The 22,762-nt window shown below is 67.5% G+C and carries 18 protein-coding genes and 3 pseudogenes; 11 read left to right on the forward strand and 10 right to left on the reverse strand.

Going from position 1 to position 22,762, the window contains the following annotated elements; translation table 11 throughout:
- Nucleotides 1-207 precede the first annotated feature (207 nt).
- On the forward strand, nt 208-1,647 hold the full coding sequence (locus SMA5143A_RS12540; RefSeq protein WP_055714660.1) for a CCA tRNA nucleotidyltransferase: 1,440 nt from the start codon (nt 208-210) through the stop codon (nt 1,645-1,647).
- Between the two features lie 129 nt (nt 1,648-1,776).
- Here SMA5143A_RS12540 and SMA5143A_RS12545 read toward each other — a convergent pair whose 3' ends face one another.
- The 3 genes from SMA5143A_RS12545 to SMA5143A_RS12555 form a co-directional block, all read right to left on the reverse strand.
- On the reverse strand, nt 1,777-3,093 hold the full coding sequence (locus tag SMA5143A_RS12545; protein WP_107463027.1) for an MFS transporter: 1,317 nt from the start codon (nt 3,091-3,093) through the stop codon (nt 1,777-1,779).
- Nucleotides 3,094-3,194: 101 nt separating this feature from the next.
- Nucleotides 3,195-4,277: an inositol-3-phosphate synthase gene (locus tag SMA5143A_RS12550; RefSeq protein WP_107463028.1), complete on the reverse strand. Its 1,083-nt coding sequence runs from the start codon at nt 4,275-4,277 to the stop codon at nt 3,195-3,197.
- 44 nt (nt 4,278-4,321) lie between these two features.
- Nucleotides 4,322-4,999, reverse strand: a complete 678-nt coding sequence (locus SMA5143A_RS12555) for a PadR family transcriptional regulator (protein ID WP_055537159.1) — start codon at nt 4,997-4,999, stop codon at nt 4,322-4,324.
- Nucleotides 5,000-5,372: 373 nt separating this feature from the next.
- Between SMA5143A_RS12555 and SMA5143A_RS12560 the strand changes: the two genes are divergently transcribed.
- Together SMA5143A_RS12560 and SMA5143A_RS12565 are read left to right on the forward strand one after the other, a co-directional pair.
- Nucleotides 5,373-8,036, forward strand: a complete 2,664-nt coding sequence (locus SMA5143A_RS12560) for a transglycosylase domain-containing protein (protein ID WP_181361823.1) — start codon at nt 5,373-5,375, stop codon at nt 8,034-8,036.
- A gap of 186 nt (nt 8,037-8,222) precedes the next feature.
- Complete coding sequence (locus SMA5143A_RS12565; protein ID WP_107463030.1) at nt 8,223-9,731, forward strand: glycosyltransferase family 87 protein; 1,509 nt, start codon at nt 8,223-8,225, stop codon at nt 9,729-9,731.
- 118 nt (nt 9,732-9,849) lie between these two features.
- Here the strand turns inward: SMA5143A_RS12565 and SMA5143A_RS12570 are convergent, their stop codons facing one another.
- The 3 genes from SMA5143A_RS12570 to SMA5143A_RS12580 form a co-directional block, all read right to left on the reverse strand.
- Nucleotides 9,850-10,881: an alanine racemase gene (locus SMA5143A_RS12570; protein ID WP_107463031.1), complete on the reverse strand. Its 1,032-nt coding sequence runs from the start codon at nt 10,879-10,881 to the stop codon at nt 9,850-9,852.
- 65 nt (nt 10,882-10,946) lie between these two features.
- The gene (gene femX / locus SMA5143A_RS12575) at nt 10,947-12,068 is read right to left on the reverse strand and encodes a peptidoglycan bridge formation glycyltransferase FemX (RefSeq protein ID WP_099966597.1); all 1,122 of its coding nucleotides are present in this window, start codon (nt 12,066-12,068) and stop codon (nt 10,947-10,949) included.
- Nucleotides 12,069-12,296: 228 nt separating this feature from the next.
- Nucleotides 12,297-12,611, reverse strand: a complete 315-nt coding sequence (locus SMA5143A_RS12580) for a hypothetical protein (protein ID WP_055537164.1) — start codon at nt 12,609-12,611, stop codon at nt 12,297-12,299.
- Between the two features lie 264 nt (nt 12,612-12,875).
- On the opposite strand from SMA5143A_RS12580, the gene rpsF reads away from it, so the two are divergent.
- The 4 genes from rpsF to rplI all read left to right on the forward strand — a co-directional run bounded on the left by rpsF (nt 12,876) and on the right by rplI (nt 14,615).
- On the forward strand, nt 12,876-13,166 hold the full coding sequence (rpsF, locus tag SMA5143A_RS12585) for a 30S ribosomal protein S6 (protein WP_004950685.1): 291 nt from the start codon (nt 12,876-12,878) through the stop codon (nt 13,164-13,166).
- A gap of 76 nt (nt 13,167-13,242) precedes the next feature.
- Entirely contained in the window at nt 13,243-13,830 is a 588-nt protein-coding gene (locus tag SMA5143A_RS12590) for a single-stranded DNA-binding protein (RefSeq protein WP_107463032.1), read from the forward strand.
- Nucleotides 13,831-13,913: 83 nt separating this feature from the next.
- Complete coding sequence (gene rpsR / locus SMA5143A_RS12595) at nt 13,914-14,150, forward strand: 30S ribosomal protein S18 (RefSeq protein WP_003949403.1); 237 nt, start codon at nt 13,914-13,916, stop codon at nt 14,148-14,150.
- 18 nt (nt 14,151-14,168) lie between these two features.
- Nucleotides 14,169-14,615 (forward strand): 50S ribosomal protein L9, encoded by a 447-nt coding sequence (gene rplI, locus SMA5143A_RS12600; RefSeq protein WP_055514525.1) that lies wholly within the window; start codon nt 14,169-14,171, stop codon nt 14,613-14,615.
- 176 nt (nt 14,616-14,791) lie between these two features.
- On the opposite strand, the gene SMA5143A_RS12605 is transcribed toward rplI, so the two are convergent.
- Nucleotides 14,792-16,138 (reverse strand): MATE family efflux transporter, encoded by a 1,347-nt coding sequence (locus SMA5143A_RS12605; RefSeq protein ID WP_107463033.1) that lies wholly within the window; start codon nt 16,136-16,138, stop codon nt 14,792-14,794.
- A 450-nt stretch (nt 16,139-16,588) separates the two neighbouring features.
- On the opposite strand from SMA5143A_RS12605, the gene dnaB reads away from it, so the two are divergent.
- Both dnaB and SMA5143A_RS12615 read left to right on the forward strand, forming a co-directional pair.
- Nucleotides 16,589-18,061: a replicative DNA helicase gene (gene dnaB / locus SMA5143A_RS12610; protein ID WP_055714670.1), complete on the forward strand. Its 1,473-nt coding sequence runs from the start codon at nt 16,589-16,591 to the stop codon at nt 18,059-18,061.
- Between the two features lie 68 nt (nt 18,062-18,129).
- On the forward strand, nt 18,130-19,518 hold the full coding sequence (locus tag SMA5143A_RS12615) for a serine hydrolase domain-containing protein (RefSeq protein WP_107463034.1): 1,389 nt from the start codon (nt 18,130-18,132) through the stop codon (nt 19,516-19,518).
- Between the two features lie 76 nt (nt 19,519-19,594).
- On the opposite strand, the gene SMA5143A_RS12620 is transcribed toward SMA5143A_RS12615, so the two are convergent.
- Complete coding sequence (locus tag SMA5143A_RS12620) at nt 19,595-20,047, reverse strand: GNAT family N-acetyltransferase (RefSeq protein ID WP_107463035.1); 453 nt, start codon at nt 20,045-20,047, stop codon at nt 19,595-19,597.
- Between the two features lie 9 nt (nt 20,048-20,056).
- Nucleotides 20,057-20,208: pseudogene (locus tag SMA5143A_RS12625) on the reverse strand (MarR family transcriptional regulator); the annotation flags it as partial.
- Between the two features lie 4 nt (nt 20,209-20,212).
- Here SMA5143A_RS12625 and SMA5143A_RS12630 point away from each other — a divergent pair.
- A pseudogene (locus SMA5143A_RS12630) lies at nt 20,213-20,708 on the forward strand (hypothetical protein); the annotation flags it as partial.
- 37 nt (nt 20,709-20,745) lie between these two features.
- On the opposite strand, the gene SMA5143A_RS12635 reads toward SMA5143A_RS12630, so the two are convergent.
- Nucleotides 20,746-21,612: a GNAT family N-acetyltransferase gene (locus tag SMA5143A_RS12635; protein ID WP_107463036.1), complete on the reverse strand. Its 867-nt coding sequence runs from the start codon at nt 21,610-21,612 to the stop codon at nt 20,746-20,748.
- Nucleotides 21,613-21,790: 178 nt separating this feature from the next.
- Here SMA5143A_RS12635 and SMA5143A_RS12640 point away from each other — a divergent pair.
- A pseudogene (locus SMA5143A_RS12640) lies at nt 21,791-22,421 on the forward strand (HAD family hydrolase).
- Nucleotides 22,422-22,762: the final 341 nt, after the last annotated feature.

Below are 22,762 nucleotides of genomic sequence, written 5' to 3' on the forward strand. Positions count from 1 at the left end.
GGTCGTCGGAATGTGCGTCCACGCATGGTAACGATGCGCGCCGAGGTGAAGTGCCGCGGTCCGCGTCACAAGATCGGGCGGCGAGACCGGGCTGTCCCTGTATGTACACGTATCAAAGGGGCCAGGGATGGGGTCATCTACGCGAAACCGTTGTGCACGTTCAATGAAGGCGACCACCGCCACGGTGGCCACGTACCCTTTTCTGTTGTGCCGAACGCCAACGAACAGTCCAGTGCCCTGAGCCAGGTGCAGCGCCGCGCGGTGAGTGAACTGCTGCGCGTCGCCCCTGTTGCCGACGATCTTGCCCGCCGCTTCCAGGAGGCGGGGTTCTCGCTGGCTCTGGTGGGCGGGTCGGTCAGGGACGCGCTGCTCGGCCGGCTCGGCAACGACCTGGACTTCACGACGGACGCCCGCCCCGAGGACGTGCTGAAGATCGTGCGTCCCTGGGCCGACGCCGTCTGGGAGGTCGGGATCGCCTTCGGCACGGTGGGAGCCCAGAAGGACGGCTACCAGATCGAGGTCACGACGTACCGGTCGGAGGCCTACGACCGGACCTCCCGCAAGCCGGAGGTGTCGTACGGCGACTCCATCGAGGAAGACCTCGTGCGGCGTGACTTCACCGTCAACGCGATGGCGGTCGCGCTGCCGGAGAAGGAGTTCATCGACCCGCATGGTGGGCTCGAGGACCTCGCGGCGCGAGTGCTGCGCACCCCCGGTACGCCGGAGGAGTCTTTCTCCGACGACCCGCTGCGCATGATGCGGGCCGCTCGATTCGCCGCGCAGCTCGACTTCGAGGTCGCGCCGGAGGTCGTCTCGGCGATGACCGACATGGCCGGCCGGATCGAGATCGTGTCCGCGGAGCGGGTGCGGGACGAGCTGAACAAGCTCGTCCTCTCCGCGCACCCCCGCACGGGTCTGACCCTGCTGGTGGACACCGGTCTCGCCCAGAACGTCCTGCCCGAGCTGCCCGCGCTGCGGCTGGAGCGTGACGAACACCACCGGCACAAGGACGTCTACGACCACACGCTGATCGTCCTGGAACAGGCGATCGCGCTCGAGGAGAACGGGCCCGACCTCACCCTCCGCCTCGCCGCCCTGCTGCACGACATCGGCAAGCCCCGTACGCGGCGCTTCGAGACGGACGGCCGGGTTTCCTTCCATCACCACGAGGTGGTCGGGGCCAAGATGACCAAGAAGCGCATGACGGCCCTCAAGTACTCCAATGACCTCATCAAGGACGTCTCGCGTCTGGTCGAGCTCCATCTGCGCTTCCATGGGTACGGCACCGGAGAGTGGACGGATTCCGCCGTCCGCCGTTACGTCAGGGACGCGGGTCCGCTCCTCGATCGCCTCCACAAGCTGACCCGCTCCGACTGCACCACGCGGAACAAGCGCAAGGCGAGTGCGCTGTCCCGTGCATACGACGGTCTGGAGGAGCGCATCGCGCAGCTTCAGGAGCAGGAGGAGCTGGACGCCATCCGTCCGGACCTCGACGGCAACCAGATCATGGAGATCCTGGGCGTCGGCCCGGGCCCGGTCATCGGGCAGGCCTACAAGTTTCTGCTGGAGCTGCGGCTGGAAAACGGGCCGATGGAGCATGACGAGGCGGTGGCGGCGCTCAAGGAGTGGTGGGCTCAGATGCCCTAGGTTCCGGGCGTCCTGCCTCATTTGCGGCGCGATGTTTCACGTGAAACATCGCGCCGCACTGTCGTGCCGGGAAGGGTCCGCTGGCCGCCGCTCGCTGACCGGAGTGATGTTTCACGTGAAACATCGGGCTCACGTCACCGTCTGGGAGGTCTGGCGCCACTGCTTCGCCATCCCGAAGCGCACCATGCCTACGGCGACGGCTCCATAGATCACTGCCACCGTGATCACCAGGGCGGCGGAGCGGCCGTCGGGAGGGAGCATCAGTGCGGCCACTGCCGCGGCGCCGACGAATGCCACGTTGAAGAGAACGTCGTAGAGCGAGAAGACGCGGCCCCGGTAGCCGTCGTCGACGGCGGACTGCACGATCGTGTCCGTCGAGATCTTGGCTCCCTGAGTGACGAGCCCCAGGACGAACGCGGCGACCAGCATGGGTCGCTCCGTGAAGGGCAGGCCGAGAGCGGGTTCCAGCAGGGCGGCGGTCGCGGCGCACGTCACGATCCAGAGGGCCGGACCCAGACGTCCGGCCGCCCACGGCGTCAGCACCGCCGCGGTGAAGAACCCCGCCCCTGAGATTCCCACGGCGAGTCCGAGCAGGGCGAGCCCCTCCTCCGAGTCAGCCGCGGCGGAGGGCGATGACGACCAGGCGTACCGGCACAGCATCAACACCATGACCGTGAGGGCTCCGTAGCAGAACCGCATCATCGTCATCGACGCGAGCGCCCACGCCGCCGCCCGCCGCCGCCCCGGTTCGACGAGATGTCGTACGCCCGCGACCAGTCCCCGTGCCGTGCCGGCGATCGCGGCACCCAGCCGCGTCTGCACCCGCGCGGGGTCCGGGCCGAGCAGGTCCCGGGCGAGGCGCAGTGAGGCGAGCGCCGCGCACAGATACAGCGCTGAGCCGAGGAGGACCACCAGGGCATCCGAGTCCGAGCCCAGCAGCCGTACGACGAAGGCGAGTCCACCGCCCGCTGTCGCGGCGAGCGTGCCGGCGGTGGGCGAGAGGGAGTTGGCCACCACCAGGCGGTCGGCGTCGACGACACGGGGCAGTGAGGCGGAGAGTCCGGCCAGCACGAAGCGGTTGACCGCCGTGACGCAGAGCGCGGAGACGTAGAAGAGCCAGTCGGGAACGTGGATCAGGATCAGGACGGCCGTCACCGACGCGAGGAGTGCGCGCAGCAGATTGCCGTAGAGGAGCACCTGACGGCGGCGCCAGCGGTCCAGCAGCACACCGGCGAAGGGCCCGACGAGGGAGTAGGGAAGGAGCAGGACGGCCATGGCCGAGGCGATGGCCGTGGCGGACGTCTGCTTCTCCGGGGAGAAGACGACGTAGGTGGCGAGCGCGACCTGGTAGACCCCGTCCGCTCCCTGGGAGAGCAGTCGTACGGCGAGCAGACGCCGGAAGTCCCGGAAGCGCAGGAGCACCCGCAGGTCTCGTACGACAGCCATGGGGCACAGCCTCACATACGGGGAGGGTCCCCGGGTGTACGACCCGGGGACCCTCAACAACCCGAAGAGCGAGTGGACTTAGCGCTCCGCGCCTTGTCCCGTCAGCGCTCGACCTCGCCCTTGATGAACTTCTCGACGTTCTCCCGCGCCTCGTCGTCGAAGTACTGCACCGGCGGCGACTTCATGAAGTAGGACGACGCCGAGAGGATCGGGCCGCCGATGCCGCGGTCCTTGGCGATCTTCGCGGCGCGCAGCGCGTCGATGATGACGCCGGCGGAGTTCGGGGAGTCCCAGACCTCGAGCTTGTACTCCAGGTTCAGCGGGACGTCACCGAAGGCGCGGCCCTCGAGCCGGACGTAGGCCCACTTGCGGTCGTCGAGCCAGGCCACGTAGTCGGACGGGCCGATGTGGACGTTCTTCTCGCCGAGCTCCCGGTCGGGGATCTGGGAGGTGACGGCCTGGGTCTTGGAGATCTTCTTGGACTCGAGGCGGTCGCGCTCGAGCATGTTCTTGAAGTCCATGTTGCCGCCGACGTTCAGCTGCATGGTGCGGTCCAGGACGACGCCCCGGTCCTCGAACAGCTTCGCCATGACGCGGTGCGTGATGGTGGCACCGACCTGAGACTTGATGTCGTCACCGACGATCGGGACGCCCGCCTCGGTGAACTTGTCCGCCCACTCCTTGGTGCCGGCGATGAAGACCGGCAGGGCGTTGACGAAGGCGACCTTGGCGTCGATGGCGCACTGGGCGTAGAACTTCGCCGCGTCCTCGGAGCCGACGGGCAGGTAGCAGACGAGGACGTCGACCTGCTTGTCCTTGAGGATCTGGACGACGTCGACCGGGGCCTCGGCGGACTCCTCGATGGTCTCGCGGTAGTACTTGCCGAGACCGTCGAGGGTGTGGCCGCGCTGGACGGTGACGCCGGTGCTCGGCACGTCGCAGATCTTGATGGTGTTGTTCTCGGAGGCGCCGATGGCGTCCGCGAGGTCGAGGCCGACCTTCTTCGCGTCGACGTCGAAGGCCGCGACGAACTCCACGTCCCGGACGTGGTAGTCACCGAACTGCACGTGCATGAGGCCGGGGACCTTGGACGCCGGGTCGGCGTCCTTGTAGTACTCGACTCCCTGCACCAGCGACGCGGCGCAGTTGCCCACGCCGACGATGGCTACGCGAACCGAACCCATTCCGGTTGCTCCCTGTGTGTACGAGTGAGGTCCTGGCAGGGACCTCACGTGGCGGTGTCGCCGGGCGCATCCGGACCGGGGGTGTCCCCGGGCCGGGGCAGGGCGCCCGGCGCTCCCTCTGTGGTGTCGCGAGCGGGTTCTCCATGGGCGGGACCCTTCAGATCGCGGCCTGCCCGCTCGCTCTCGATGAGCTCGTTCAGCCAGCGCACCTCGCGCTCCACGGACTCCATCCCGTGGCGCTGGAGCTCAAGCGTGTAGTCGTCGAGGCGCTCGCGCGTGCGTGCCAGGGAGGCACGCATCTTCTCCAGCCGTTCCTCCAAACGGCTGCGACGGCCCTCCAGGACGCGCATGCGCACATCGCGGGAGGTCTGCCCGAAGAACGCGAAGCGAGCGGCGAAGTGCTCGTCCTCGTACGCGTCGGGACCCGTCTGCGAAAGCAGTTCCTCGAAGTGCTCCTTGCCTTCCGCCGTCAACCTGTAGACGATCTTGGCGCGGCGGCCCGTGAGGGCGGCGGGAGCGTCGTCCTGGGCACCCCCCGACTCCTCGATCAACCAGCCGCTCGCGACCAGCGTCTTGAGGCAGGGGTAGAGCGTCCCGTAGCTGAAGGCGCGGAACACACCCAGTGAGGTGTTGAGTCGTTTGCGCAGCTCATAGCCGTGCATGGGGGCTTCGCGCAGTAGGCCGAGTACGGCGAATTCGAGGATCCCGGAGCGCCGGCTCATCGTCGCCTCCCCTCTCCCACTGGCCGTCCCGACACCCACTATGCCGAGCTGATGTATCGACTCGATACATCATGACGATAGAACGCCCCTACGTATGCGACAAGTGGGGGCACGGTGAACGGGGTCACATCACTGATTGGTACGAAGCAAGTTGCCGGATTTGGGGTGAAGTTCGGTGCTCAGCAGGTTTTGACGGTGCGTAGTCTGTGCGGCATGCACACCACCGGGAAGCGAGTGACGTTAGAGCACGTCGTGGTCCTGGGTGCGGTACGGATGAATGCCAACACGACCGCATCCGTACTTCGGGGGGACCGGAAACCAGCCGCCGTTTCCAGGCGCGCACGGGTGCGCCTGCCCGAGGAGTAGTCGTTCGATGAGCGAGCACCGTCGCAAACCGCCGCAGCCGCAGGGAGGCGGACGTGCCGCGGCCAGACGCGGCCAATCGGCGCCCTCCGGCCGCCGCGCTGCACCGCGGGGCACCAATGGGTCACTTTCCGAGACCTATGGGGCGGGAGGTGATGACTTTCCCCACGAGGGGCGTGCAGCGGCCCGACGGGCGGCGCAGAGAAGCACCGGCACCGGTGGCAGCCGCCGGAGAGCGGTCGAGCCCGCAGGGCGTGGACCGGGTCGGGGCCGGGGACGGCCCGCTCCTCCCGGTAAGAAGCGCTTCATCGACTATCCACGCGCCGGCAAGTACGGGGCCATGCGGTGGATGCCGTCCTGGCGCCAGGTGACGGCGGTCTTCATCGGGTTCTTCGGTTGCCTCGTGGCGGCCGCCGGTATCGGGTACGCCGTCGTCGCGGTGCCCAACCCGGCCGAGGCGGCGACGGCGCAGAACAACGTCTACTACTGGTCCGACGGCACGCAGATGGTCGCGACGGGTGGTGAGGTCAACCGCCAGATCATCGCCTACGAGAAGATCCCCAAGGCGATGCGCTACGCGGTCATGTCGGCCGAGAACAAGACGTTCGAGACGGACAGCGGCGTCGACCCCATGGGTATCGCCCGCGCGGTCGTCAACATGGCCAAGGGCGGTCAGACGCAGGGTGGCTCCACCATCACCCAGCAGTACGTCAAGAACGCCATGCTCGACGACCAGTCGCAGACCCTCTCCCGAAAGGTGAAGGAACTCTTCATCTCGGTGAAGGTGGGCGCCTCCGTCGAGAAGGAAGACATCATGCGCGGCTACCTGAACACGGCCTACTTCGGTCGTGGCGCCTACGGCCTTCAGGCAGCCGCCCGCACGTACTTCGGCCAGGACGCCGAGAAGCTCAACCCGAGTCAGTGCGCCTTCCTCGCCGCCATTCTCAAGGGCGCGACGTACTACGACCCGGCCGGAGCGACGTCGATCGACCCCGCAGCGACGCCCGAGGCGAACACCAAGCGGGCCACGAACCGCTGGCGATGGATCCTCGACGAGATGGTCAAGGACAAGCGCCTCGCGCCGGGTACGCGGGCCAAGTACGAGGACTTCCCCCGGATCGAGCGGCCCAGGTCCAACGCCCAGCTGGGCGGGCAGATTGGCTACCTCGTCGACACGGCCAAGGGCTACATCCTCAACAACACCGACATCACGCCGAAGGCCCTCGAGCAGGGCGGCTACGAGATCCACACGACCTTCGACAAGAACAAGGTCAAGGAACTCGAGGCGGCTGTGAAGAAGGTGCGCAAGGAGCACATCAAGCCCAAGCTGCGGCCGCAGACGGACACGCATGTGCAGTTCGGCGGGGCGTCGGTGAATCCGAAGTCGGGCGCCATCGAGGCGATCTACGGCGGTGAGGACGCCACCAAGCACTTCACCAACAACGCCGACGTGACCGGTGCACAGGTCGGTTCGACGTTCAAGCCCTTCGTCCTGGCGGCAGCCATGACCTGGGGCAAGCGCGACCCCGATCTGGATCCGGAGCAGGCGCAGGACGAGCGCACCATCGTCTCCCCGAAGAGCCTCTACAGCGGCAAGAACAACCTCAAGATCGAGGACTACGACGGCACCGTCTGGACCAACGAAGAGGGCAAGGAGTGGCTGCAGGCCAACGACGGCGACGAGTCGTACGGCAGCGCGCCGAAGTACCAGATCGACCTGCGTGAGGCGATGCGGGTCTCGGCGAACTCCGCCTTCGTCCAGCTGGGCATGGACGTCGGTCTCGACCGGGTGAAGGAAGCGGCCATCGAGGCGGGCCTCAAGAAGGACAGCCTGACAGGCACCAGCTTCCCGTCGTTCTCGATCGGTATTTCCGACCCCAGCGCCATCCGTATGGCGGGCTCGTACGCGACCTTCGCCGCCAGCGGCAAGCAGAACGACCCGTTCTCCGTCAGCAAGGTCGAGTACGAGGGCCTGACGAAGTTCGACCACGAGGAAATCGCCTCCCCCAAGGAGGCATTCACCCCGGATGTCGCCGACAACGTCACCGACGTCCTCAAGACCGTCGTCGACAAGGGAACCGGTACATCGGCCCAGCTGGCCGGCCGCGAGGTCGCCGGCAAGACCGGTACCACCGACGGCAACAAGTCGGCCTGGTTCGTCGGGTACACCCCCCAACTGTCGACCGCGATCAGCATGTACCGCATGGACGACGACGAGTCCAACAAGAACCGCACGTTCTTGGAGATGTACGGCACGGGTGGCCAGAAGACGATTCATGGTGCCTCGTTCCCGGCCGAGATCTGGCACGACTACATGGAGGACGCGCTCAAGAACGTGCCTCCGAAGGCGTTCCCGGAGCCGCAGCCCATCGGTGTCATCGTCAACGACGACCCGGACCCGACGCCGACTCCCTCGGTGGAGGAGAGCCCGGAGGAGAGCCCGGAGCCATCGCCGTCGCCGTCCCAGAGCGAGCCCGTCGTTCCGTCGCCGACGCCCAGTGACAAGCCCTGCAAGAACCCGTTCGACCCGACCTGCCAGGACACCGGCGGTACGGACACAGGGGGCACGGACACCGGCGGAACGGACGGCGGGGTGACACCAACCCCGACCGAACCGGAAGACGACACAAGAGGTAATCAGAACGGGGGTCTCTTCGGAGGACCCGCCGGATAGCTCTTCGTCCCGGTAGAGGGTGTTTCACGTGAAACAAGGGCCGCCGCACCGCTGAGGTGCGGCGGCCCTTCTCGTGTGCGGCGGCGGGAGAGCGGGTGCTCAAGAGGCTGTTTCACGTGAAACACCGGCTATCCCGGACAGCTGGATGCGGCGGTCCTCGGCGTAGTCCCGGGCACGTACGGCAGGATGTGCGGCATGCCCAGTGCGGAGACGACGCGAATGAGCGTGGACGAGCCGGAGCCGGTGCGGCCGACCAAGGAGGACGAGGTCGCTGCGGCCGGCAGCGAGCTGATCGGCGGCCCCATCGGGCGACGTGCACTGCTCGGGACGTCCTGGTGGAGCCCGGTCCGGGTCGTCGCCCTCGTCGCGATCGGCATGTTCGCGCTGGGCATGGTGCAGAAGCTGCCCTGCTACGACGGCGCCTGGTTCTTCGGGGCCAGCTCCCAGTACACCCACGCCTGCTACTCGGACATCCCCCACCTCTATCAGGGGCGCGGCTTCGCCGACGGGCTGGTGCCGTACTTCGACAAGATCCCCGGCGACATGGAGTACCTCGAGTACCCGGTGCTGACCGGTGTCTTCATGGAGGTCGCCGCGTGGCTCACCCCGGGCAGCGGCACCATCCAGGAACAAGAGCAGTGGTACTGGATGGTCAACGCAGGCATGCTGATGGCCTGCGCGGCGGTCATCGCCGTGTGCTCCGCCCGCATCCACCGCCGGCGCCCCTGGGACGGCCTTCTGGTGGCCCTGGCGCCGGCGTTCGCTCTGACGGCCACCATCAACTGGGATCTTCTCGCCGTGGCCCTGCTGGCGGCCGCGATGCTGATGTGGTCGCGTCAGCGCCCTCTCGCCTTCGGTGTGCTGATCGGGCTCGCCACAGCCGCCAAGTTCTACCCGTTCCTACTGCTCGGCCCGCTCTTCGTCCTGTGCTGGCGAGCGGGCAAGTGGCGCGAGTTCGGGACCGCGCTCCTCGGCGCGGTCGGCGCCTGGCTCGCGGTGAACCTCCCCGTGATGCTCCTGGCGCCCGACGGCTGGGCGAAGTTCTACCGCTTCAGTCAGGAACGAGGAGTCGACTTCGGCTCGGCCTTCCTCGTCATCTCACAGCGGATGAACATCCAGATCGCCCCCGAGACGGCGAACGCGTACGCGATGATCGCCATGCTCCTCATCTGCGGCGGCATCACCGCACTGGCGCTGACCGCTCCACGGCGTCCGCGCTTCGCCCAACTGGCCTTCCTGATCGTGGCGGCCTTCATCCTCACCAACAAGGTCTACTCACCGCAGTACGTGCTCTGGCTGGTGCCGTTGGCCGCGCTGGCCCGGCCCCGCTGGCGCGACTTCCTCATCTGGCAGGCCTGCGAAGTCGTGTACTACCTGGGGATCTGGCTGTACCTCGCGTACACGACGAGCGGAGAGGCCCACAAGGGACTGCCTCCCGAGGGCTACCACGTGGCGATCATGGCCCATCTGCTGGGGACGCTGTACCTGTGCGTCATCGTCGTACGCGACATCTTCATGCCGGAGCGGGACATGGTGCGCCGCACTGGTGACGACGACCCGTCCGGCGGCGTGCTGGACGGCGCGGAAGACGTGCACGTTTACGGTGCCGCCGCCCGTCCCGCGCGGCACGCGGCGCACTTCGACGGCCCCCTTGTCGAGTGGGGCAGCCAGGACTCCATGGACCGTTCGCCCTGAGCGAACACGGCAGGTGAGGCACACGAAAGGCCGTGCACGGGATTCCCGTACACGGCCTTTCACATGGCTGCGGCTTGCGGCCCCGCCCGGAACCGCGTGGGGGCCGGGCGGGCATGGCTCAGCGGTCGACGATCCGGTCGAACTGAGTGGTGGTGTGCCGCAGATGGGCCACCAGCTCCTCGCCGACCTGCGGCTCGGGCGCGTCCGAGGGAACGAAGAGGATCGACACCTGCATGTGCGGCGGCTCCGCGAACCAACGCTGCTTGCCACCCCAGACGAACGGAGAAAGGTTCCGGTTGACCGTCGCGAGGCCGGCTCGGGCGACACCCTTGGCGCGCGGCATGACGCCGTGCAGGGCCTTGGGGGCCTCCAGCCCCACCCCGTGCGACGTGCCGCCCGCCACGACCACCAGGAAGCCGTCCGAGGCCGCCTTCTGCTGCCGGTATCCGAAGCGGTCGCCCTTGGAGACACGCGTGACGTCCAGGACTGCTCCGCGGTACTCGGTGGCCTCGTGGTCCCCCAGCCACAGCCGGGTGCCGATGCGGGCGCGGAAGCGAGTCTGCGGGAACTGCTGCTGCAACCGGGCGAGGTCCTCGGCCTTGAGGTGGCTGACGAACATCGTGTGCAGCGGCAGACGGGCCGCGCGCAGGCGGTCCATCCAGCCGATGACCTCCTCGACGGCGTCGGAGCCGTCGGTGCGGTCCAGCGGCAGGTGGATGGCGAAGCCCTCCAGACGCACGTTCTCTATGGCGGCGTGGAGTTGGGGCAGTTCCTGCTCGCTCACGCCGTGCCGCTTCATCGAGGACATGACCTCAATGACCACGCGGGCACCCACGAGGCCGTAGACGCCGTCGACCGACGACACGGAACGGATCACGCGGTCGGGCAGGGGGACGGGCTCCTCGGCCCGTCGGTACGGCGTCAGCACCAGCAGGTCACCGCTGAACCAGTCCTTGATCCGGGCCGCCTCGTACGTCGTGCCGACGGCGAGGACGTCCGCGCCGAGGCGCGTGGCTTCTTCCGCCAGCTTCTCGTGCCCGAAGCCGTAGCCGTTGCCCTTGCATACGGGGACGAGTCCCGGGAACTGCTCCTGAACGTGCTTGTGGTGTGCCCGCCAGCGCGCGGTGTCGACGTAGAGCGTGAGCGCCATGGCCGGTCCCGGAACCTTTCTCGTGGCTGCGGTGTATCAGAGGTATGGAAGCAAAAACGGGGGAGTCAGCGGCGCGACATGTAGATGTCGAGCGCCTTGTGGAGCAGCTTGTTGAGCGGGAAGTCCCACTCACCGAGGTACTCGGCGGCCTGGCCGCCCGTGCCCACCTTGAACTGGATCAGGCCGAAGAGGTGGTCCGTCTCGTCGAGCGAATCGGAGATCCCGCGCAGGTCGTAGACGGTCGCGCCGAGGGCGTAGGCGTCGCGCAGCATGCGCCACTGCATCGCGTTCGAGGGCCGGACCTCACGGCCGATGTTGTCCGAGGCGCCGTACGAGTACCAGACGTGCCCACCGACGACCAGCATCGTCGCGGCGGACAGGTTCACGCCGTCGTGCCGCGCGAAGTAGAGCCGCATGCGGTTGGGGTCCTCGGTGTTGAGGGCCGTCCACATGCGCTGGAAGTACGACAGCGGGCGGGGCCGGAAGCGGTCGCGGACAGCGGTGATCTCGTACAGCCGCTGCCACTCCTCCAAGTCGTGGTAGCCACCCTGGACGACCTCGACGCCGGCCTTCTCGGCCTTCTTGATGTTGCGGCGCCACAACTGGTTGAAGTTCTTGTGGACCTCTTCGAGGGACCGGTTCGCCAGCGGCACCTGGTAGACGTAGCGGGGCTGTACGTCACCGAAGCCGGCCCCGCCGTCCTCGCCCTGCTGCCAGCCCATGCGGCGCAGTTTGTCGGCGACCTCGAAGGCACGGGGCTCGATGAAGTCGGCCTCGATGTCGCGCAGCCGCTTCACATCCGGGTCCTGGATGCCCTTCTTGATGGAGGTGGCCTCCCAGCGCCGGATGATCACCGGCGGGCCCATCTTCACCGAGAAGGCGCCCTGGTTCTTCAGATGCGCGAGCATCGGTTCGAGCCAGTCGGTGAGGTTCGGCGCGAACCAGTTGATGACCGGGCCCTCGGGCAGGTAGGCCAGATAGCGCTTGATCTTGGGAAGCTGGCGGTACAGCACCAGGCCGGCGCCGACCATCTCACCGGTCTTGTCGTCGAACCACCCGAGGTTCTCGGAGCGCCACTCGGCCTTGACGTCGGCCCAGGCCGGGACCTGCATGTGGCTGGCCGAGGGCAGGCTCTGGATGTACGCCAGATGCTGCTCTCGGCTGATCGTCCTCAGGGTCAGGCTCATTCGGGGCGCTCCTCGGGCTGGTGTGTCCCCATGGGTACAAGGGCTCCGGCTCTCGCGCCGAAGCCTACTGCGCCCTGCGGGCACGCCGAATGGCCGCATGGGACCTGCGCCCCGGCCAAGGCACGGCCGGGGCGCCGGACGGTGCTATTCGGCCGCTTGGTCCGATGTGGGACGGCGGACAGCGCGAGGCACCGCCCGTCGTGTCGACCCTGCGGCCGCGGAGAAGAGTTAGCCGATGAGTCCGCCGAACAGACCTCCATGGGCCATGCCGAGGAAGAAGCCGACGGCCGAGGCACCGAGACCCACGATCAGGCCGAAGCGCTCACGAGTCGTTTCCGAGATGAACTGCCCGTACGCGCCGGTCAGGATTCCCACCAGCCCCGTCCAGGAACTGATCAGATGAAGGTGGTGGAACATCGCCGTGATGAAGGAGACCGCACCGAGGACGAGCGTCACGGCGAGCAGCGTGTCCTGCACGGGGTGGGGCTTGTCGTCGGTCGCGAACAGGGATCCGGCGATGTTGGGTCGCAATGTCTGTGCCATGGGGCACCTCCTGCGGAAGGCGGCGCATCGTAGCGCCATACACACCCGATGTGTACAGATTGACGGTCACCACCGCCGAATTTCAACCGGAAGCGGGTGTGCGGGTAGTGTGTACCGTCTGCACCGGTGTCTGCCCAGGCCATGACAGTGGATCCCAGTAGGGAACGTCGATTGTCAGTGGTGGCCGATACCGTTGCGTACGCATCACAACCCTCCTGCCACGGAACGACCGTGGCCGCTGAGTCCAAAGGAGGTGGGTTCCACATGCGTCACTACGAGGTGATGGTCATCCTCGACCCCGATCTCGAGGAGCGTGCTGTCTCCCCGCTGATCGAGAACTTCCTCTCCGTCGTCCGCGAGGGCAACGGAAAGGTCGAGAAGGTCGACACCTGGGGCCGTCGTCGTCTCGCGTACGAGATCAAGAAGAAGCCCGAGGGCATCTACTCGGTCATCGACCTGCAGGCCGAGCCTGCGGTCGTCAAGGAGCTCGACCGCCAGATGAACCTGAACGAGTCGGTCCTCCGGACCAAGGTCCTCCGTCCCGAGACCCACTGAGCCTTCCGCTCAGCTGATCTCGGGTTTCGAGTAGCAGCACCAGCAGCCAGCAGCAAACCCGCCGAGAGGTTCCCCCATGGCAGGCGAGACCGTCATCACGGTCGTCGGCAATCTTGTCGACGACCCCGAGCTGCGCTTCACCCCTTCCGGTGCGGCGGTCGCGAAGTTCCGTGTCGCGTCCACCCCCCGCACCTTCGACCGCCAGACGAACGAGTGGAAGGACGGCGAAAGCCTGTTCCTGACCTGCTCGGTCTGGCGTCAGGCGGCGGAGAACGTCGCCGAGTCGCTCCAGCGAGGCATGCGCGTCATCGTGCAGGGCCGGCTGAAGCAGCGGTCCTACGAGGACCGTGAGGGCGTCAAGCGCACGGTCTACGAACTGGACGTGGAGGAAGTCGGCGCCAGCCTGCGCAATGCCACGGCCAAGGTCACCAAGACCGCCGGCCGAGGCGGCCAGGGTGGTTACGGCGGTGGCGGTGGCGGCGGCGGCCAGGGTGGCGGCGGCTGGGGCGGAGGCCCCGGCGGCGGCCAGCAGGGCGGCGGCGCTCCCGCTGACGACCCGTGGGCGACCAGCGCTCCCGCCGGTGGCAACCAGGGCGGCGGCGGTGGCGGCTGGGGCGGAGGCTCCGGCGGCGGTGGCGGCTACTCGGACGAGCCCCCCTTCTAGGACCGCTCGGACCGGGATCACCGGTCTGTCGGTCGAGGGCGGGGTCCGTACCCCACACTTCTTGATCACACAGGAGAAACACCATGGCGAAGCCGCCTGTGCGCAAGCCGAAGAAGAAGGTCTGCGCTTTCTGCAAGGACAAGGTCACGTACGTGGACTACAAGGACACGAACATGCTGCGGAAGTTCATTTCCGACCGCGGCAAGATCCGTGCCCGCCGCGTGACCGGCAACTGCACGCAGCACCAGCGTGACGTCGCCACGGCCGTCAAGAACAGCCGTGAGATGGCGCTGCTGCCCTACACGTCCACCGCGCGCTAAGGGAAGGGTGACAGACTCATGAAGATCATCCTCACCCACGAGGTCTCCGGCCTCGGTGCTGCCGGCGACGTCGTCGACGTCAAGGACGGCTACGCTCGCAACTACCTGATCCCGCGGAAGTTCGCTATCCGCTGGACCAAGGGCGGCGAGAAGGACGTCGAGCAGATCCGTCGTGCTCGCAAGATCCACGAGATCCAGACCATCGAGCAGGCCAACCAGGTCAAGGGCCAGCTCGAGGCCGTCAAGGTCCGTCTGGCTGTCCGCTCCGGCGACGCCGGTCGTCTCTTCGGTTCCGTCACCCCGGCCGACATCGCTTCCGCGATCAAGGCTTCCGGTGGCCCCGAGGTCGACAAGCGCCGCATCGAGCTGGGCGCTCCGATCAAGACGCTGGGCTCTCACGAGACGTCCGTGCGTCTGCACCCCGAGGTTGCCGCCAAGGTCAACATCGAGGTCATCGCGGCCTAAGCGCTGCGTGCGATAAAGCACCGTGTGGGGCCGCATCCTCTGAAGGGGTGCGGCCCCACACGTGTGCAGAAGCGCTGTGGCCCTCGTCTGCCGGCGCTCGTGCCGACACCGGTGGCTGTTTCACGTGAAACAGCGTGAACCGGGTGATGTTTCACGTGAAACGACGTTCGGCTCGCTCAGCGGGTGGCGCCGGTGACGATCCAGCGGCCCGAGCGGGAACGAAGCCACAGGGTCAGCATGCGGACCGCCATCATCAGCGTCATCGCGCCCCACAGGGCTGTGAGGCCACCATGGAAGGTCGGGACGAGCAGTGCGGCGGGCGTGAAGACCGCGAGGGTTACCAGCATGGCCCGGGCCAGATAGGGCCCGTCCCCTGCGCCCATCAGTACGCCGTCGAGCACGAAGACAATCCCCGAGATCGGCTGGGCGAGCGCCACCACGATCAGTGCGGGCAGTGCGGCCTCCTGGACCGCCGGATCGCCCGTGAAGATCGGGATGAACAGAGGGCGGGCCGCGATCACCGCAAGCCCGAGAACGGCACCCGTGGTGATCCCCCACTGGACCATGCGGCGGCAGGCCTCGCGGGCACCCTGAGCGTCGTCGGCGCCGAGATACCGGCCGATGATGGCTTGCCCGGCGATGGCTATCGCGTCCAGGGCGAAGGCAAGCAGGCTCCAGAGCGACAGGATGATCTGGTGGGCGGCGATGTCCTCGTCGCCCAGTCGGGCGGCGACCGCGGTGGCGATCATCAGGATGGCGCGGAGGGAGAGCGTACGGGCCAGCAGCGGCGCCCCCGCCTGAGCGGAAGCGCGTATCCCGGCTGTGTCTGGTCGCAGTGAAGCACCGTGTCTGCGTGCGCCGCGGACCACGACCCAGAGGTATGCGGCGGCCATCCCGCACTGAGCGATGACCGTTCCCCAGGCGGAACCGGCTATGCCGAGGTCGGCGCCGTAGACGAGTCCTGCGTTGAGGGCGCCGTTGGCGACGAAGCCCCCGACGGCGACGTACAGCGGAGTCTTGGTGTCCTGGAGGCCACGGAGGACGCCCGTGGCGGCGAGCACGATGAGCATGGCTGGGATGCCCAGTGCCGAGATCCGCAGATAGGTCGTGGCATAGGGGGCGGCTGTCTCTGACGAGCCGAAGAGCGTGACCAGGGCAGGCGCCGTGGGCACTACGACCGCGACGACGACAGCGCCAAGGAACAGAGCGAGCCAGATGCCGTCCATGCCTTGGCGGATGGCCGCTCTGAGATCGCCGGCTCCGACCCGCCGGGCGACGGCCGCCGTGGTGGCGTAGGCGAGGAAGACGAAGACGCTCACGGCAGTGACGAGGAGGGCGGAGGCGACTCCCAGACCGGCGAGTTGTGCGGTGCCGAGATGGCCGACGATGGCGGTGTCGACCATGAGGAAAAGAGGCTCGGCGACGAGCGCGCCAAAGGCCGGAACTGCGAGTGCGACGATCTCGCGGTCGTGGCGTCGACGGTCGGCCTGGGAGGTCGCTGGAGCCTGTGTCATGAGCACCAATCTAATCTTCCACAGGTAAGAGATGCAATCCGCTTGTGACTATTACATCGAGCCTGGTTGAGTGTGTCGTCGCGCACGGATCGTGATGATCTTGATCCTGTTGGGGAAGTTTTTCTTCTGCACAGCCGGTGGACGGTAAAAGCGCAGGTCAGGGCGGTTCCCTTAGGTGAGGCGAGGGCTTGTTCACAGGGCTGTCCACCGGGTCGTGCACAGGTTTCGCGGAGTTCTCCACAGCATCTGGGGCGTCGTCCACATGGCCTGTGGATAACCAGATTGGCTGAAGGTGCCCGCGGGCCTACGGTGGTGCGGCGCCCACTCCCTCGGCAGACCGCGGAAACCTCGCAAAACCGACGTGCCGTAAGCGGAGTTGGGCCTCTCATTTGTCAGTGTCGTGCCGTAGAACTGAAAAGCACGGCGAGGTCCGCTCGGCGGACGGGAGGAGGCCGCTCGGTGAGCATTTCCGAGCCCCTGGACGACCCGTGGGCCGACAGCGGACCCAGTGATCGTCTGCCTGCCTCCCGACGACGCCACGACGGCGGCCGGGGACGGGACGATCAGCACGACCGCGGCCGGGACAACGGGGAGTGGGACGGCGGGGGTTCGGCCTTCGAACGTGTGCCGCCGCAGGACCTCGACGCGGAGCAGTCCGTCCTCGGTGGCATGCTGCTGTCCAAGGACGCCATCGCCGACGTCGTCGAGATCCTCAAGGGCGCCGACTTCTACAAGCCGGCCCACGAGACGATCTACCAGGCGATCCTTGACGTCTACGCCAAGGGCGAGCCCGCCGACCCCATCACCATCGCCGCCGAGCTCACCAAGCGCGGCGAGATCACCAAGGTCGGTGGCGCCTCCTATCTGCACACCCTGGTGCAGACGGTGCCGACGGCGGCGAACGCCGAGTACTACGCGGAGATCGTCCACGAGCGCGCCGTCCTGCGCCGCCTGGTCGAGGCCGGCACCCGCATCACCCAGATGGGATACGCGGCCGACGACGACGTCGACGAGATCGTCAACAGAGCGCAGGCGGAGATCTTCGCGGTCACCGAGCAGCGCACCACCGAGGACTATCTGCCGCTCGGCGACATCATGGAGGGCGCGCTCGACGAGATCGAGGCGATCGGTTCACGTTCCGGAGAGATGACCGGCGTGCCGACCGGCTTCACCGATCTCGATCAGCTCACCAACGGACTCCACCCCGGTCAGATGATCATCATCGCGGCCCGTCCCGCCATGGGTAAGTCCACGCTGGCGCTGGACTTCGCCCGGGCCGCCTCCATCAAGAACAATCTGCCGAGCGTGATCTTCTCGCTCGAAATGGGCCGCAACGAGATCGCGATGCGTCTGCTCTCCGCGGAAGCGCGCGTAGCCCTGCACCACATGCGTTCCGGCACCATGACCGACGAGGACTGGACCCGGCTGGCCCGCAGGATGCCGGACGTCTCGGCCGCGCCCCTCTACATCGACGACTCCCCGAACCTGTCGATGATGGAGATCCGAGCCAAGTGCCGCCGCCTGAAGCAGCGCAACGACTTGAAGCTCGTCATCATCGACTATCTGCAACTGATGCAGTCAGGCAAGCGGTCCGAGAGCCGTCAGCAGGAAGTCTCGGACATGTCGCGAAACCTGAAGCTGCTGGCCAAGGAGCTGGAGTTGCCGGTCATCGCGTTGTCGCAGCTCAACCGTGGTCCCGAGCAGCGTACGGACAAGAAGCCAATGGTCTCCGACCTGCGTGAGTCCGGTTCCATCGAGCAGGACGCCGACATGGTCATCCTGCTGCACCGCGAGGACGCGTACGAGAAGGAGTCCCCGCGCGCCGGCGAGGCGGACATCATCGTAGGCAAGCACCGTAACGGTCCGACGGCGACGATCACCGTCGCCTTTCAGGGGCACTACTCGCGGTTCGTGGACATGGCCCAGACCTGATCCGACCGGTCGGCCGTCCGGAATGAAATGTGCTCGACGTGCGTGGCCGAGCCGGGTGGACTGAGCCCATGACACAACCTCTGGAAGAGCTGCTTCCCGCCACCCGCCGGGCTCTGCTGCACCGTATCGCCGTCGCTCAGACCGAGGGCCGCGCGCCGTCCTTGGTCGCCGCGGTCGTGCGGGACGGCAGGATGGTGTGGAACGGGGCACGGACCTCAGTCGACGGCCATGCGCCGGACGCGGATGTTCAGTACCGGATCGGCTCGATCACCAAGACCTTCACGGCGGTGCTGGTCCTGCGACTGCGGGACGAGGGCCTGTTGGATCTCGGTGATCCGCTGGAGAAGCATCTGCCCGGCACCAATGCGGGGGAGGCCACCATCGCCCACCTGCTCGCCCACCTGGGCGGTCTGGCGGCCGAATCGCCCTCCCCCTGGTGGGAGCGGACCCCCGGCTCCCTGCGTCCGGAACTCGCCGATGTGCTCGGCGAGGAGCCGCACCGGCATCCCGTCGGCCGCCGCTTCCACTACTCCAACCCCGGTTTCACTCTTCTCGGCGCGCTGGTCGAGCGGATGAGGGGCGCCTCCTGGGAGGACGTCCTGCGGCGCGAGGTGCTCGAACCGCTGGGCCTCACCCGCACGACGTGGCACCCCGAGACGCCGCACGCCGGCGGGTGGGCCGTCCACCCCTGGGCCGATGTGATGATGCCGGAGCGGGTCGAGGACCTCGGAAAGATGGGCCCCGCAGGGCAACTCTGGTCGACCGCAGGGGACTTGGCTCGCTTCGCCGCGTTCTTGGCCAAGGGCGACGATCGGGTGCTGGGCGCGGCGTCGGTTCAGGAGATGCGGATGCCTGCCGCTGCCGCGGGTGACGCCGCTGATGTGTCGGCCGGCTCGGCGTACGGGCTGGGCATGCAGATCCAGGACCGGGACGGCCGATTGCTCGTCGGCCATGGAGGATCGGTACCCGGCTACCTCGCACAGCTGACCATCGGCGTCGAGGACGACGTCGCCGCCGTGGTGCTGGCCAACTGCACCTCCGGGCCGGTGGTGTCGGAGGTGGCCGCCGATCTGGTCCACATCGTGGCGGAGGCTGAGCCGCGCATTCCGGAGCCGTGGCGTCCGCTGCCCGAGGTCGACCGATCGGCCCTGGAACTGGTGGGGCCTTGGTACTGGGGGACGTACAGCTTCGTGCTGCGACTCATGGCCGACGCAAGTGTGTCGTTGGAGCCGCTGTCGGGCACGGGGCGCAGCGCTCGCTTCCGGCGCGACGACGACGGCGGCTGGACGGGCCTCAACGGATACTTCGCGGGCGAGCGCCTGCAGGCCGTACGAGGGCCCGACAAGCGCGTGAGTCACCTGGACATCGGCTCCTTCGTGTTTACGCGTCAGCCGTACGAGGAGGGTGCTCCGGTGCCCGGTGGAGTGGATCCGGAGGGGTGGCGCGGGATCGCGTAGTCGCGGACTGGGCGGGGTGGGGTCCTGGCGTGATGTTTCACGTGAAACAGCGCCCCCTACCCATTACCGAGGGTGCTCAGAGCGAAAGCTTGAAGCCCACATGGGTCGCCTCGAAGCCGAGCCGCTCATAGAAACGGTGGGCATCGGTGCGCGTGACGTCGGACGTCAGCTGGACCAACTGGCATGCCTGACGTCGTGATTCGGCGATCGCCCACTCGATGAGGTGGGTGCCGAGACCGCTCCCGCGCTCATCCGCGTGGACGCGCACACCCTCGATGATCGACCGGGTGGAGCCGCGCCGGGAGAGACCGGGGATGATCGTCAGCTGAAGTGTGCCGACGACGCGGCCGTCGCGGACGGCGACCATCAGGTGCTGGTGGGGGTCACCGCTCAGTCGCTCCAGGGCCGCGAAGTACGGCGTCAGATCGTCCGGCGACTCACGCCGGGCGCCCAGCGGGTCATCGGCGAGCATGGCGACGATGTCGGCGATGTCGTCCTTGGCCACCGAGCGAATTTCAAGATCTTCCATGCCAGCACCCTACGCAGGTGCGTTCAGTGCCTCCACGGCGCGGACCAGCGGCGCCAGTGCGGGTTCTTCGCTGCTTCGTCCAGCGCCTCGCGCAGTGCGGCGTCGTTGGTGGGGCGGGCCTCTGACAGTAGCTTGAGCCCGGCCTCGGAGACCTCGGTATAGAGCACCTTCGCCGCAGTGACGGCACTGGGCGTCGTCGGCCTGCTGAGCGTCGCCCGGCTCGTCCCCGACAAACCCAAGCCGCAGGCCGTGCGCCTGCGGGATGAACTGGCGGCCGTCAAGAACGTCCAGATCTGCTCGCCATGGCGATGACCGTGCTGGGCCCCGGCGGGGTCTTCGCCGCCACCACCTACATCGCGCCGATGATGACCCACGCCGTCGGCTTCGCCGACGCCTCCGTCACCTGGCTCCTCGTTCTCTTCGGCCTCGGCCGTCAACATCGGCGCCTTCAACCTCGGCAACGCGCTCGCCGCCTGGCTCGGCGGCCTCGTCATCGACGTGATCTTCGGTTCACGGCGCCCAACTGGGTCGGAGCCGCCCTGGCGGTGAGCGCCCTCGGCGGGCGTTCCTTTCGGCGGCCCTGGAGCGCAAGAGGAACGTGCCGAGCACGGTTGTGGTCGGCGGAGCCGGGGCCGACCGGCGGACGGTCGTGCACCGCTGACAGCCGTGTGTCGTCCGTGTCCGCCCGACTCGAGCGCTCAGCCCGCCGCCACGGTCAGCGGAGCGTATCGGCGGGACCAGTCGCCCGGCAGCTCGGAAATCCCGTAGGCCATCACCGCGTTAAAGGCGACCGACTTCAGGCCGTGTTGCTTCACCCACGCCAGCAGTTCCTCGTGCCGTACGTCGATGTCCGTGCGGAGGGGGAGCCCGGCGTGGGCGGCCAGGGACGCGATGAGCGCCTTCGCCGTCTGTGTGTCCCGGGCGATCAGCGGTCCGACGACATGGGTGTCCATGTTGGGCCAGGCGGCCGCGTAGCCGATGACTCGGCCGCTCTCCTCGGCGACGCGGATCTGATCAGCGAAGGCGGGGAGCCGGGTGAGCACGTGAGTGCGGTCCGTGCCGAACACCTCCCCGTCGAGCCGGACGATAGTCGTGAGGTCCTCGGCGGTGGCCGGGCGGGTGGTGACAGCTCGATCGTCCCCATCGGCCGAGAAGTGTCCCCGGACCATCTCGGCCCGCCCCGTGACCTTGAACCCCAGCTCTTCGTAGAGCGGCTGTCCGTTGGGTGTCGCGTGCAGCGTCAGAGGGGTCGTCCCGGACTCGGTGATGACGTGGCGCATCAGACGGCGGCCGACGCCCTGCCGGGCGTGTCGCTCGGCCACCAGCACCATGCCGATCGCCCGAAGGGCCGGGCGGCCCGCCGCTCCGTACTCGGTCACCACACAGGCGGCGACGAGGCCACCTTCCGGGTCGTCGATGCCGTAACCGGCCCCGGCTGCCAGCAGCAGCCCCCACTTGTGCTCTTCGCGGGGCCAGCCCCGGTTCTCGGACAAGTCGGCGCAGGCGGTGAGATCGCGCAGGGTGAGACGGCGGATGGGCAGAGTAGCGGGGGAAGGTGTCGGCACGCGGGCCAGGCTGTCCGACGCAGGACCCCGACGTCCACCGGATTGCTGGGGGACGTACGCGCTTTTGGCCATCTTGCCCACAAGCGCACAGAGCACGGACAGGTGTTTCACGTGAAACAGCAACGCGCAGGCACACCCGAGCAGGCGTGAAGCGTGGGGCTGACTAGCCTCGGCCGCTATGACGCGACTGCACCTGTTCGATCTGGACGGGACCCTGCTGCACCGATCGGCAGCGCCTGTGGAGATCTCACGACAACTCGGCCTGGATCACGAGATCGCCGAGCTCGAACGGGACTTCGTGACCCGGCGTATCGATTCACGGATCTACGCGCAGCGCGTCCATCGTCTGTGCACCGGGCTCACCGAGGTCCATGTCGCCGCTGCCTTCGAGGGGGCGCCCTGGCTCCGGCGCATCCAGGACACCTGGGCCGAGATCCGGGACAGGGGAGAGTACTGCGCCGTCATCTCTCTCGCCTTCGTTCTTCGTCGAGCGGCTGACGGCGTGGGGTGCGCATGCGGCGTATGGTTCGCTCTTTCCCCCCGTGCCCTTCGCCGAGCCGGTTGATCCGGCAGGGATCCTCACCCCGGCGGCCAAGGTCGAGATCGCGGATCGCCTCTGCGCGCGACTCGGACTGACTCGCGCGGACTGTGTCGCATACGGTGACTCGCTGTCTGACGCGGACCTTTTCGGCTCGGTGCCGATCTCGGTCGCCGTAAATGCGGATCAGCATGTGGCCGTGCTGGCCACGCACTCCTATACGGGGCAGGATCTGTGGGATGCCTATGAATTGGTGCGCCACGCCCGGTAATTGAAGGAATCGCTGATTCGCCCCTGTTGAATTCCTGCCGGGACATGGGGGGACTTGTATGTGACGCGCGTGCCGGTAGGGTCGAGTCCGGTTCGTGTCCGAAGCGAGATGTAGTTGTCTCATCCTGCGGGTACGAACACAGTCCAATGCAGCCTAACCGGACAGAGAGATCGAAGAACCGCGTTCACCGTTGTGGAACGTGGGCGTTGGTGTGCTGTGGAACGCTGCCACACATTGCTGCGGCCCACGTCACACTCTCGCCTACTTGTCCGTACGGGGCGGGAAGCCGGGTTGAATGTGGCCGCATTGGTCGTGGGGGAACACAAGGGGGAAAGCAAGGC

This window comes from Streptomyces sp. MA5143a (assembly GCF_900290235.1).
In the GTDB taxonomy this organism is placed as follows: Bacteria; Actinomycetota; Actinomycetes; order Streptomycetales; family Streptomycetaceae; genus Streptomyces.